This is a genomic window from Streptomyces sp. TG1A-8 (assembly GCF_030499535.1).
In the GTDB taxonomy this organism is placed as follows: domain Bacteria; phylum Actinomycetota; class Actinomycetes; order Streptomycetales; family Streptomycetaceae; genus Streptomyces.
In genome coordinates this window covers 5,007,875-5,019,573 of the sequence record NZ_JASTLB010000001.1, presented here as the reverse complement: position 1 = coordinate 5,019,573, position 11,699 = coordinate 5,007,875, and the positions used below count along the sequence as shown (strand labels likewise).

Below are 11,699 nucleotides of genomic sequence, written 5' to 3'. Positions count from 1 at the left end.
GCCGTTCTGCGGGGCCGTACCGCGTCCGCCGGACCGGGCCCGCCCGGCACAGCGCGCCCCGCGCCCCCGGCGGAACCGCTTCCGCGCCACCCGTACGTGTGAAGCGGGCCTCCACCGCTCCCCCGCCCGTGCGTGCGAAAACTAGCTTCGTCGCCGGAGGTGACCGCACGATGACGGCTTGTGCGACCGAAACGACGACGGCCCGCGCGATCGACCCGCCGGCGGGGGCGGACGGCGGTGCGCCGCGACCGGGATGCGCCATCACGGCGGACGGCGCGTACGCGGCCCGGCTCGCGCTGGACGGCGAGCGCGACGCGTGGTTCCCGGAGCGCTGGACGCTGGACGGGCCGGAGCCGTACGCGGTGCCGCTGCCCGGCAACCAGCCGGAGGAGCCCGGCACGCAGGTGCAGCCCCTGGGCGACGGACGGGTGCTGGTCCACCGGCCGGTGGGGCACCGGCACACCTTCGGCCTGCTCTACCCGACCGGGCCCGGCACCGGTGAACTGCCGCTGGGCGCGGTGGAGTGCCCCGGGCCCGGCACCCGGCTGACGCTGCTGCCGCCGGCGCCGGACGGCGCGCACGCGTACGCCCTCGCCGTCGGCCCGCGCTCCACGGCGGTGTGGCGGGTGGCGGGCGGCGCCTTCGGTCCCGAGCGGCTCGCCGAGGTGCCGGGGCGCTGCTCGGGAGGGGTGTGGTTGGAGCGCGCGGGACGGATGCTGGCGGTGGACCGGGAGCTGGACGGGCGGACCAAGACGGTCGTGGTGGACCTGGGACGCGGCGGGGAGGTCTCGCCCCTGCTGCAGATCGCGGCCGGCAGTGACGACCGGCTGCTGCTGGCCGACCTCGACAGCGGGCTGCTGCTGGTCTCCTCGGACGCGCCCTGCCCGGGTCGGGAGCGCCTGGGCTGGGGGGTCCTGGGCAGCACGCTTCCGGTGCGCTTCCCGGAGTGCCTGCGGCTCGCGGACTGCGTGGTGACGCCGTTCGCGATCCAGCCGGGACAGGTGCTGACGCCGGAGAACTGCGCGGTGGCGCTGCGCGTCGACGGCCCGTTCGGCAGCTGGGTCGGCATCTGGCGGCCGGCCGAGCGTCGGGTGCGTCATCTCCCGGCGCCCGAGGGGTGGTTGACGGGGTCGGGGCTGTGGACGCCCCGGGGGGTGCTGCGGCTGCCGTACGCGACCCGGGAGGTGCCGTGCGGGATGGCGGAACTGGCGGCGGATCAGCTCGGGGCGGCGGACCCGCGCCCGGGGGGAGCGGGGAGAGCGGTGCGGACGGCGAACGCGGGGGCGGGCGGTACGGTTCCGGACGGGACGCCCGCCGGGGTGCCCGAGGGGCCCCGGCCGGCGGTGCGGCCCGGCCCGCCGGAGCCCGCCGCGACCCGCCCCGTACCCCTGCAACAAGCGCCCTTGGCACGGCTTGTAACGAACTAGTGCCGGTTGGCGTGTGCGCCTGGATTCGGCCCGTGGTGTGCCGGTTAGACTCGCCCGGCTGTACGAAAGATCACGGTGACGGGGTGAATTCTTCCGATGAGCGACACCAGCAGGACGCAGCAGCTGTCTGCCGACTCTCAGGAGGCGGTCGGCCACGGCCGGCACCGGGGCCCGGTCGCGGCCCAGGACAGTGAGACGGCTCCGCAAGGCCGTCACCGCAAACCGGCCGGGGAACCGGCCGAGGCGGCTGCCTGACCGTACGGGAAGGAGGGGCGCCCGTCCATGGACGGGCGCCCCTCCTTCCCTTTTTTCCGTCGTTTCCTCTTTCTCCTGTCCCTCCTGTCCCTCCTGTCCCTCCTATCCCCCCTGTTCCTCCTGTTCCTCCTGCCCCGGCTGCCGCACCCGGCCGGCCGGGCCTTCCTCCGCCCGGCCGTGGTCGCTCAGGGGCGCAGCACGACGGTGCCGGTGAGGACCGGCGCGTCGTCCCGTTCGACGGCGCTCACGGCCACCCGGACGGAACCGTCCCCGCCCCCGGCCCGCTCCCCCGCCTGCCGCCACATGCGCACCCGCAGGGTCTCCCCCGGGTACACCACCCCGGTGAACCGCGCGGCACAGGAGCGCACCGGGGTCACCTCGCCGTCGAGCAGCGTGTCGACCACGGCCTTCAGGGTGATGCCGTAGGTGCACAGCCCGTGCAGGATGGGCCGGTCGAATCCGGCGCGCCCGGCGAACGCGGGGTCGGCGTGCAGCAGGTTGCGGTCGCCGCTGAGGCGGTAGAGCAGGGCCTGGTCGGGACGGGTGGGCCGCTCGACGGTCCGGTCGGGCGGGCCGGCGGGCGGCTCCGGGCGGCGGCCGACGGGGCCGCGGTCGCCGCCCCGGCCCCCTTCGCCGCGCACGAAGATCTCGGCCTCGCTCGTCCACAACGGGCCGTCGGCGTCCGCGGCTTCGGTGCGCAGCACGAGGACGGTGGCCGTGCCCTTGTCGTGCACGGCGGTGATGCGGTCGGTGGTGGCGGCGGTGCCCTCGGCCGGGACGGGCCGGTGGACCTCCAACCTCTGGCCGCCGTGCAGCACCGTGGCCGGGTCGACGTCGACGCCGGGCATCGACAGGCCGCTGATCACGCCGGGGGCGCCCGCGCCCGCAACGGTGGCGAAGCTCGGCAGGACGCGCAGCCGGGTCTCCAGGGCGTAGCGCAGTTCGCCGGGGTCGGTGGCGGGGTCGGTGGCGTCCGGGTTCATGCCGGCGCCGATGCCGAGGTGGTAGAGCAGGACGTCCCCGGCGGTCCAGGCGATCCGGCCGGACCGGGGCGCGGCGGCGAGGGCCTTGGCGGCGTCGATGGGCATGGGGCTCCTGAGGACTTCGGGGCCCGACGCGGTGCCGGGCGCGGCGGGCAGTGACATTTGTACTGCCCGGGTCCGTACAAGCGCATCTGCCGGGGCGGCCCCCGGATTCCTATGGTCGTAGGCATGACACAGAGGGGAAGCGCCGTCTCCTTCACGGGGGCGGTCAAGACGTACGGTGCCGTGCGCGCCGTGGACGGCATCGACCTGGACATCGCGCACGGCGAGACGGTGGCCCTGCTGGGCCGCAACGGGGCCGGCAAGTCGACCACGATCGGGCTGCTGCTGGGCCTGTACGAGCCCGACGCGGGCGCGGTGGAGCTGTTCGGCGCCGGGCCGGAGCGGTCCGTGCGCGCGGGCCGGGTGGGCGCGATGCTCCAGGACGCCCGTCCGGTCCCCCGGGTGACCGTCGGGGAACTGGTCGGCTTCGTGGCCCGGCGCTATCCGGCGCCGATGCCGGTGGCGCGGGCGCTGGAGCTGGCCGGGATCGCGGACCTGGCCGGGCGACGGGTGGACCGGCTGTCCGGCGGGCAGGTGCAGCGGGTGCGGTTCGCGGTCGCGCTCGCCGGCGACCCCGCGCTGCTGGTGCTGGACGAGCCGACGGCGGCGCTGGACGTGACCGCGCGGCACGCCTTCTGGGAGTCCATGCGCGCCTACGCCCGCCGGGGCCACACCGTGCTGTTCTCCACGCACTACCTGCAGGAGGCGGACGCCCACGCCGACCGGATCCTCGTCATCGACCGCGGGCGGATCGTCGCCGACGGCACCGGCGAGGACCTGCGGCGCGCGGCGGGCGGCAGCCTGGTCTCCGTGCGCCCGGCCGGGCGCGACCCGCAGGAGCTGGCCCTGCTGCCCGGCGTGCGGTCGGTGGAGGTGCGCGAGGGCCGGGTGCGGCTGCGCAGCGACGACTCCGACGCGACCGTGATGGCCCTGGCCCGGCTGGACGCGGTCCGGGACCTCGAGGTGGCCCCGGCCTCGCTGGACGACGCGTTCCTCGCCCTCACCTCGGCCGACCGCGAACTGGAGACGGTGTGATGCTCGACTACGTGCGCCTGGAGATCCGCCGCACCCTGCGCGACACGGGCTTCGTGGTCGGCGGGATCGCGATGCCGGTGATGATGTACCTGCTGTTCACCAACCTCGGTGACGGGGGCGGCGGCTGGAAGACGGCGGCGATGGTGGGCATGGCCGCCTACGGCGCGGTCGGTTCGGCGCTGAACACCGGTGGCGCGGTCGCCGAGGACCGGTCCACCGGCTGGCTGCGCCAGTTGCGCGTGACGCCGATGCCGCCGCACCAGGTGGTGACCGGCCGGGCGCTGACCGGCGCGGTGACCGTGCTGCCCTCGATCGTCACGGTGCTCGCGGCGGGCGGGCTGTTCAACGGCGTGCGGCTGGCGGTCTGGCAGTGGGCCGCGGTGACGTTGCTGCTGTGGCTCGGTTCGATCCCCTTCACGCTGCTGGGCCTCGGCAACGGCTACCGGCTGTCCGGGCCCGCCACGGGTGTGGTCAACATGATGTGCAACATGGGCCTGGCGGTACTGGGCGGACTCTGGTTCCCCGTCAGCCTGTTCCCGGACTGGCTGCGCGGCCTGTCCGCGTACACCCCCACCCGCCGCTTCGCCCAGCTGGGCACCGCGGTCACGGACGGACAGGCCCCCGCCGCCGGTGCCATCATCGTCCTGACGGCCTGGCTGCTGGTGTTCGGTTCGTACGCTGTGCTGTCGTACCGCCGTGGTGCGGGAACCATCTGACCGGGGGAACACGGACATGACGTGGTGGCGGACAGTGAAGTGCCGGGTGGCGGCGGTGCGGGCGGCGCGTGCCCGGTGGCGCGCGGACATGGAGGAGTTCAGGACGGCCCGGCGGGCGGTCCTGAAGGAGGGGCGCGACCCGGCCGCCGAGCATCCCGGTCCGCCGCCCACCGGCTTCGCGCTGCTGCCCTGGCTGCTGCTGGGCATGGGGTCCTTCTCCAACCTGCTCCAGGGCAAGACGCCGAACGCGTGGGTCGGCGCCGTGGGCCTGTTCGCGTTCAACTCGCTGTACGTCTACGTCACCTTCCGCTCCTTCGACCGCGGCAGGCGCGAGACGCCCTCCACCCGGCTGGCGCTGCTGCTGATGGGCGTGCTGACCACGGGTCTGGCCCTCGGGTACGGCGGCAGCTGGCTGATGTTCTTCCCACTGCTGGGCCTCGCCGCGGGAGCCGCCCTGCGCGGCCGGTGGCTGGCCCGCACCGGCATGCTGCTCGCGGTGTACGCGGGGGGCGTCTCCGCCCTCCGGGACGCCGCGAACGCGGTGAACATCGCCTACGGCACGTTCCTGTCGACCATGGTGACCGCCGCGATCCTCGGTCTGTCCGAGGCGGTGCGGGAGCTGCGCGCCGCGCGCGAGGAACTGGCCCGGCGCGCGGTGGCGGAGGAGCGGTTGCGCTTCTCCCGTGACCTGCACGACCTGCTGGGCCACACGCTGTCGGTGATCGTGGTGAAGTCGGAGGCGGCCCGCCGGCTGGCGCAGCGGGACCTGGACGCGGCGCTGGCGCAGATCGGCGACATCGAGTCGGTGGGCCGGCAGGCGCTGACGGAGATACGGGAGGCGGTGACCGGCTACCGCGAGGGCAGCCTGGCCACCGAGCTGGCCCGGGCCCGCTCGGCGCTGTCCGCGGCGGGCACGCGCACGGAGGTGCGCCAGTCCGGAACACCCCTGGCCCCGCAGACCGAGGCGCTGTTCGGCTGGGTGGTGCGCGAGGCGGTGACCAACGTGGTCCGGCACAGCGACGCCACCCACTGCGGGATCACCGTCACGAGCAGCACCGAGCGGGCCCGGCTCACGGTCACCGACAACGGCACCGGCAAGGCCGTCACCCGGCCCCGGGAGGGCATCGGCGGCACCGGCCTCGCGGGCCTGACCGAGCGCCTCGCGGCGGCGGGCGGCTCGCTGACGGCCGGCCCGTCGCCGCGCGGCGGCTTCACGGTGACCGCCGAACTCCCGGTGGAGCCCGCGCACCTGGCTGCCGCCGGACTCGTTACGGCGCCCAGGGCGGGCTGACCGCCCAGCTCACGTCGGCGGCCCAGGTGGTGCTGCCGTCCCAGACGTGGAGCCGCCGTTGCCCGCCAGGTGGACGCCGTGGTCGTAGTGGCGCAGGTGGCGCGTGGGGTAGTCGTACGAGGCGGACGAGGTGTCCGTGCCGCTCCTGCCGGTCTGCGGGCAGAAGGTGGCGTCGGCCCGGAACCGGGCGGTGCCGTCCATGGGCTGCCGGTGGAGCCGGTGGTCGAAGTGGCCCAGGAAGTCACCGGGGTGGTTGCGCGGCTCCAGGCAGACGCATGAGCCGTCGGCGAGCCCACGGCGCACGATCCAGGTCGCGTCGCCCTTGTCGAGGGAGGGGCTGCCCGACGTCACCGGGGAGATGACGGCGGCGTTCCGGTGGCGGACGTACTCGGTGGTGCGGCAGGGGGTCGTGGCGCGCAGCGAGACCCCCGGGCCGGGGCCGGGGGTGCCGGCGACGCCGGTCGGACCGCTCGTGGAACCGCCCCGGCGGAGTCGGCGCCCGTCTGCCCCGCGAACGCCGTCGCACCGGAGGCGACGGCGGCGGTGATCACGGACGCGGGGACCGGGGCGGTGTGCGGGCCGTGGCCCGTGCGGCCGGCGCCCCCACCGGCGTCCGGCTGTGCCACGGGCCGCGGAAAAGCGCGCGAGGGCGGGGTGCGGACCGTGGCCGGCATCCCGGCGCCCCCCTTGTGTGCGCCCCCCGCGGCCCCGCTGTGGCGTCGGCGCGTACCGGTGCCACAGCGGGCAGGGGGCGGCGGAGGCCGGTCAGAACGCCCGGCTGTTGCACCCCATGTCGGAACCGAGGTGGCTCTGCTGTGCACCCGGGGCCCCCTCGCCGTTCAGCAGGTTGCCCGCCAGGCCGGTGATGGCGCTGAGGTTGCCGATCACCTCGATGTTCATGTCGTGCGAGCGGCACTCGATGCCCTGCGTGACGTCGAGGTCGTGGCCCGGCTCGCCGTGTGCGAAGGCGGTGGTGCTGCCGAGGGAGCCGACACTGCCGAGGAGGGCGCCCATGAGGACGGCCTTGTGGAACTTGCGCATTGCTTCTCCGTTGGTCGAGCGGATGGGATCCGCGACGGATCGAGTGGGATTCCGGACGGTTCGCCGTCAGCCGAGCCGGGGGAGCCCCAGCTGGCCGACGGGAGGTGCCGCGACCTGTCCGAGGCCGACCGGAGTCAGCTCCGGTACGCCCGGCGGCGCGATCTGCGAGTCGACGAGCGGGTTCACCTGCGGATTGATCTGGGGGCTCACCTGCGGGGCGACACGCACCGGAGGCTCCGGACCGAAGGCCTGGGGCACGTCCACCTTGGGGGCGACCTGGGGCATGACCTGCGGCATGACCTGCGGCACGATCTGGGCCGGCGGCGCGGGGGCGGCCTGGGCCGGTTGCGCGGGGGCGGCCTGCTGCCGGTACGGCGAGGTGGAGGCCTGCGCCGACCCCTGCGACGAGGCCGAGGCGGAGGCGTAACCGGTCGACCGCGGCGCCTGCGGGGCCGGCTGGTGGGCGGGTGCCGCGACCCGGGGAGCCGGGTGCTCGGGAGCCGGCGCGGAACTGCCGTGTCCGGCGGGAGAGTCGGCATGGCTGGTGCCGGCGCCGATGGCGGACAGACCGCCGGCCGCTGCTGCAAAGAGCACGACCTTGTGAAGCTTGCGCATGAAACCCTCGGCCCTTCAATACCTGAATAGGGAAGTCCATTGCATTCAGCGCGGTCACACGTGCAGTCGGTGCGATACTCGTACTGCACCGTCAGCAGCGGCGATCCCGAGTAGCACGCGGACTTCGCGTTCGGAGCCGGCAGCGGTCCGCCTCACCCGCGTTCGGGTCCACGGCCGCTGCCCTCTCTCCGTAGGAACGAGAACGGCCAGGGCGCGGTCACGGCGCCCCGAGGCCCGTCACCCGTTTGCCGTCCACCGGGACGGGTGTTGCCCCCGTGGGGCAAATGGGTGACCGTGGCCCGCCGTCCGTGTCCGTGTTCGCCGCCGTCTCGTTCCCCACGGGGCAAGAACGATGGTTTCCGGTTTCCGCAGCCGCACCAGACAGCCGGGAACGGCGGCGGCTGCGCTGCCCCATCAGCGTTTCACCAGGTTCCGTGCACAGGTCATTGAAGGGCCGAGAATTCCATGCGCAAGCTCCAGAAAATCGTGCTCGTCGTCGCAGCGGCCGGCGGTCTGTCCGCCGTCGGCGCCGGCCCGAGCTCCGCGGTCACCCCCGCCACCCACGACGGACACGCGCCGTCCGCCGCTTCGCAGTCGGACGCCCAGGCCGCCTCGGCCTCCTCCGCCCAGGCGACCGTGCAGACCTCCGGCTCGCCGGCCCGGCAGCAGGCGGCCCCGCAGCGGGGCACCGAGGTCGCACCGCAGGTCAACCCCCAGCTCAACCCACAGATCAGCCCTCGGCTCTCTCCGCCGGCCCCGCAGACGCACGAGGGCGCCCCGACGGGCCAGACCAACCTGTTCCGCCCGTACCAGGAGTGCAGCCCGCAGACCCTGCTCGACGCGAACGTCCCGATCGCCCTGCTCGCCTCCTCCGAGACCCGGGGCGTCGACTGCACCCAGGCCAACAGCCAGTCCAACTCCCTCGCCAGCGCGCAGTAGCCCTGCCGAACGCCGACGCCCGGGAGGGGCCCGTGGAGCACGACTCACGGGCCCGTCCACGGGCGTTACGGCTTTCGGGTGACGGTTCCGCGACGTGATCGGTAATCGGCGCGTCACCCAGAGTGCCGGGACATTCGGCACTAATCTCCCGTAACTGTAAGCGGTCGATCCACCAAGGATCGTCCTCCTCACTTCACCGGAGATGACATGCGCAAGCTTCGCAACGTTGCCGTCCTGGTCGCTGCCCTCGGCAGCATCGGCCTCGTGGGCGGTACGGCCCAGGCCCAGGGCATGGGCGGCGGCGACCACGGCGACAAGTTCAGCATCAAGCAGAGCTCCACCTGCAAGTCCCACGACCTGAACCTCGACGTCCTGGGCGAGGTCGGCGTGCTCAACGGCCTGCTGGGCAACGCGCTGAACGGCGAGGGCAACCCGGGCGCCCAGGCCACCGACATCGGCTCGACCATGGGCTGCAACAACAGCGCCTTCTAAGGCTCTGTCAGGCGCTCGAACGCCGCACGCGCGAATGGTCCCGGCATCGGGCCGGGACCATTCGCGCGTTCCAGCGGACCTGCCGGGCAGCGAGGGTCCGGCGCGCAGCCGGATTCCTCCGGGCAGGCCCCCGGTCCTCCCGACCGCACAGATGCCGATCATCCACAGATCGCGTCCCCCTCACTTCACCGGAGATGACATGCGCAAGATCCGCACGGCCGCCGTCCTCCTCGCCGCCTTCGGCAGCCTCGGGCTCCTGGGCGCCGGCACCGCCCACGCCGACCAGGGCAAGGACGGCTTCGACATCCGGCAGAGCTCCACCTGTACGTCGCACGACCTGAACCTCGACATCCTGGGCGAGGTCGGCGTGCTCAACGGCCTGGGCGGCAACCTGCTGAACGGCGAGGGCAACCCGGGCGCCCAGGCCACCGACATCGGCTCGACCATGGGCTGCAACAACAGCGCCTTCTGAGGTCCCGGCGGCGTTCGGACGCCGCACGCGCGCACGGTCCCGGCATCGGGCCGGGGCCGTGCGCCCACCCCGGCGGGCCTGTCGGCAGCGGTGGTCCGGCACGCGGCCGGATTCCTCCGGGCAGGCCCCCGGTCCTCCCGACCGCACAGATGCCGATCATCCACAGATCGCGTCCCCCTCACTTCACCGGAGATGACATGCGCAAGATCCGCACGGCCGCCGTCCTCCTCGCCGCCTTCGGCAGCCTCGGGCTCCTGGGCGCCGGCACCGCCCACGCCGACCAGGGCAAGGACGGCTTCGACGTCCGACAGAGCACCACCTGCAAGTCGCACGACCTGAACCTCGACATCCTGGGCGAGGTCGGCGTGCTCAACGGCGTGCTGGGCAACGCGCTGAACGGCGAGGGCAACCCGGGCGCCCAGACCACCGACATCGGCTCGACCATGGGCTGCAACAACAGCTTCGGCGGCTGAGACGCATTCCCCTTCCCGGTGCCCCGGCCGTCGGCCGGGGCACCGGGAATTGTCGTTTCGCCGGTGGGCCGCCCCGGGAAAACCGAAATGCCGGGCCGGGATCGATCCCGGCCCGGCACGTGTGGTGGTCCTCAGGACGCGACGTGCGGTTTCTTGAAGCCCTTGGGCAGCTTCGTGGTGTTGGAGCAGTCCACGACCGGCCCGACGCTCGTGGACCCATCGCCCACCAGCCGGTCCTCCGGGTACACCACGTGTGGCCGTTCGCCCGTCGAGCAGTCCTGCACCTGCTCGACGACGTGCGTGCCGTCCTTGTCGGTGTGGGTCTCGTTCTTGCGCACGCAGACGGTGTCGCCCTGCGCGGTGATCCTGCAGTCGCCCGACGGTCCGTCTGCGTACGCGTGTCCGGCGCCGAGGCAGAGCGCGGCGAGACTTCCGACGAGCCCCGATACGGCGGCCATCTTCTGCGGACTGAACATGTGCTGCATTCCTTTGCAACAGTGGCCCGGACGCCTGTGCCGCTGACCGGCGTGCGCCCGGGCCGAGAAGGTCGAAACAGAGCATTCTGTACCTGGAGGCCGCACCCGGGGGCGGGACGGCCGCAGCCCGGACGCGCGCCCTCTGGGCCGCGCGTCCGGGCTGCCTCCGCCACCGGGTGTCACTCGGCACACCGTTGCGCCGAACGATTCGGCGCGGGACCGAAACGCTGGGTTCGCGCGATGCGCATCAGGCTCGTGAAGAAGGACGATGCGCCCGTGCCGGCGCCGGAAGGATCAGCCCTCGGTACGCCTTCACTCACCTTCGCCGTACTGGTGCGGGCCGTGACCCTGCTCGGGCTCGGCGTTCTTCTGCTCCTCCGGCTGGGCCTGCGGCTGGCCTTCGGACTGGACCTCCGGCTGACCCTCGGGCCGGCCCTCCGGCTGACCCTCCGGCTGACCCTCGGACCGGCCCTCCGGCTGACCCTCCGGCTGACCCTCGGACCGGCCCTCCGGCTGGCCCTCCGGCTGGCCCTCCGGCTGGCCCTCGGACTGGACCTGCGGCTGGCCCTCGAACTCGACCTCGGGCTGGGCGTAGTAACTACCCCCGAAGGCGACGGCGTTGGCCGAGGAGTTGGCCACGGCGGTGACCTGCGGAACCGCTCCGTCGTTGCCGTTGGCGAAACCGACTCCGGCGCCGAGGACGGACAGCCCCGCAACCGCTGCCGCTACGACTGCGGCACGCTGAAACTTACGCATGGGTTTGACCCTTTCTCACCCGGGCAGAGCAGCCCGGCTTGACTACTGGGTGTGAGCTTACACATACGCCGTGTAGCGTTTGTGGATCTGCACCCCCATGTCGCGCAGTCCGCTCCCGCCATCTCGACCCCGTGACGCTCCGGTCCCCGGCGCCCGGTACGGCGCACCCCGTGGCCCCCGCCCGTCGTCAGCCCCGCCGGGCGCCGCCTACGCCGTGGAGGAACAGGTCACCCTGGGCCCGAACCGCGTCGTCCCGCCGCCCAGGGAGGCGGGCAACGTCGCGGGCCGCACCGGCCGGCAGGTCTCCTGGTGGGGAACCACGCCGCCCTCGGGGACCTCACCCTCGATCCGCTGGGCGCAGGTGACATTGCCCTCGAGGTCGCGCGTGCAGGTTCCCGGTCCTGCCGCGGCGTACGCCTGCGTGACGCCGGCGCCGACCGCGGCGAGGCCGCCGACGAGCGCCGAAACGGCCGCGATCTTCTTCCTGTTGAACATGTGATGGTTCTTCCTTTGCAGGGATGTCCGGGCACCGGACCACCGGCCGCGCCGGGCTCCGCCTCCGGCACTCGGGCGTCCGGCCGGAGGAGCGGGACCCTTGGGGGTCGGTCCCGAAGGGTCCCGGGCCG

The 11,699-nt window shown here is 73.7% G+C and carries 15 protein-coding genes; 8 read left to right on the top strand and 7 right to left on the bottom strand.

Translation table 11 applies throughout. The annotated features are described in order from the left end of the window. The first annotated feature begins 170 nt into the window (after positions 1 to 170). Complete coding sequence (locus QQY24_RS22020) at positions 171 to 1,427, top strand: hypothetical protein (RefSeq protein ID WP_301974425.1); 1,257 nt, start codon at positions 171 to 173, stop codon at positions 1,425 to 1,427. Between the two features lie 440 nt (positions 1,428 to 1,867). Here QQY24_RS22020 and QQY24_RS22015 read toward each other — a convergent pair whose 3' ends face one another. After that, positions 1,868 to 2,770, bottom strand: a complete 903-nt coding sequence (locus QQY24_RS22015) for a MaoC/PaaZ C-terminal domain-containing protein (RefSeq protein ID WP_301974424.1) — start codon at positions 2,768 to 2,770, stop codon at positions 1,868 to 1,870. 123 nt (positions 2,771 to 2,893) lie between these two features. Here QQY24_RS22015 and QQY24_RS22010 point away from each other — a divergent pair, with 123 nt between their 5' ends. From QQY24_RS22010 to QQY24_RS22000, 3 genes are read left to right on the top strand one after another with little or no spacing between them, the layout of a single operon-like run. Beyond that, positions 2,894 to 3,802 (top strand): ABC transporter ATP-binding protein, encoded by a 909-nt coding sequence (locus QQY24_RS22010; protein WP_301974423.1) that lies wholly within the window; start codon positions 2,894 to 2,896, stop codon positions 3,800 to 3,802. Next, positions 3,802 to 4,518 carry an ABC transporter permease gene (locus QQY24_RS22005; RefSeq protein WP_301974422.1) on the top strand — a complete coding sequence of 239 codons (717 nt, stop codon included), beginning with the start codon at positions 3,802 to 3,804 and terminating at the stop codon, positions 4,516 to 4,518. The genes QQY24_RS22010 and QQY24_RS22005 overlap by 1 nt, the downstream gene beginning before the upstream one ends. 16 nt (positions 4,519 to 4,534) lie before the next feature. Continuing rightward, on the top strand, positions 4,535 to 5,809 hold the full coding sequence (locus QQY24_RS22000; RefSeq protein ID WP_301974421.1) for a sensor histidine kinase: 1,275 nt from the start codon (positions 4,535 to 4,537) through the stop codon (positions 5,807 to 5,809). Positions 5,810 to 5,818: 9 nt separating this feature from the next. Here QQY24_RS22000 and QQY24_RS21995 read toward each other — a convergent pair whose 3' ends face one another. The 3 genes from QQY24_RS21995 to QQY24_RS21985 all read right to left on the bottom strand — a co-directional run bounded on the left by QQY24_RS21995 (position 5,819) and on the right by QQY24_RS21985 (position 7,465). Next, positions 5,819 to 6,169 carry an AbfB domain-containing protein gene (locus QQY24_RS21995; protein ID WP_301976321.1) on the bottom strand — a complete coding sequence of 117 codons (351 nt, stop codon included), beginning with the start codon at positions 6,167 to 6,169 and terminating at the stop codon, positions 5,819 to 5,821. A 405-nt stretch (positions 6,170 to 6,574) separates the two neighbouring features. Then, entirely contained in the window at positions 6,575 to 6,850 is a 276-nt protein-coding gene (locus QQY24_RS21990; RefSeq protein ID WP_301974420.1) for a hypothetical protein, read from the bottom strand. A gap of 66 nt (positions 6,851 to 6,916) precedes the next feature. After that, a complete protein-coding gene (locus QQY24_RS21985) occupies positions 6,917 to 7,465 on the bottom strand; it encodes a hypothetical protein (protein ID WP_301974419.1) in 549 nt (182 codons plus the stop codon). A gap of 465 nt (positions 7,466 to 7,930) precedes the next feature. Between QQY24_RS21985 and QQY24_RS21980 the strand changes: the two genes are divergently transcribed. The 4 genes from QQY24_RS21980 (at position 7,931) to QQY24_RS21965 (ending at position 9,841) form a co-directional block, all read left to right on the top strand. After that, positions 7,931 to 8,404: a hypothetical protein gene (locus QQY24_RS21980; RefSeq protein WP_301974418.1), complete on the top strand. Its 474-nt coding sequence runs from the start codon at positions 7,931 to 7,933 to the stop codon at positions 8,402 to 8,404. Positions 8,405 to 8,611: 207 nt separating this feature from the next. Continuing rightward, entirely contained in the window at positions 8,612 to 8,896 is a 285-nt protein-coding gene (locus QQY24_RS21975; RefSeq protein ID WP_301974417.1) for a hypothetical protein, read from the top strand. A gap of 199 nt (positions 8,897 to 9,095) precedes the next feature. Further along, entirely contained in the window at positions 9,096 to 9,368 is a 273-nt protein-coding gene (locus tag QQY24_RS21970; RefSeq protein WP_301974416.1) for a hypothetical protein, read from the top strand. Between the two features lie 197 nt (positions 9,369 to 9,565). Next, positions 9,566 to 9,841, top strand: coding sequence for a hypothetical protein (locus QQY24_RS21965; protein WP_301974415.1), 276 nt, complete (start codon positions 9,566 to 9,568; stop codon positions 9,839 to 9,841). Between the two features lie 131 nt (positions 9,842 to 9,972). Here QQY24_RS21965 and QQY24_RS21960 read toward each other — a convergent pair whose 3' ends face one another. The 3 genes from QQY24_RS21960 to QQY24_RS21950 all read right to left on the bottom strand — a co-directional run bounded on the left by QQY24_RS21960 (position 9,973) and on the right by QQY24_RS21950 (position 11,568). Continuing rightward, a complete protein-coding gene (locus QQY24_RS21960) occupies positions 9,973 to 10,317 on the bottom strand; it encodes a hypothetical protein (protein WP_301974414.1) in 345 nt (114 codons plus the stop codon). Positions 10,318 to 10,629: 312 nt separating this feature from the next. Beyond that, positions 10,630 to 11,073, bottom strand: coding sequence for a hypothetical protein (locus QQY24_RS21955; RefSeq protein ID WP_301974413.1), 444 nt, complete (start codon positions 11,071 to 11,073; stop codon positions 10,630 to 10,632). 207 nt (positions 11,074 to 11,280) lie between these two features. After that, on the bottom strand, positions 11,281 to 11,568 hold the full coding sequence (locus tag QQY24_RS21950) for a hypothetical protein (protein WP_301974412.1): 288 nt from the start codon (positions 11,566 to 11,568) through the stop codon (positions 11,281 to 11,283). Positions 11,569 to 11,699 lie beyond the last annotated feature (131 nt).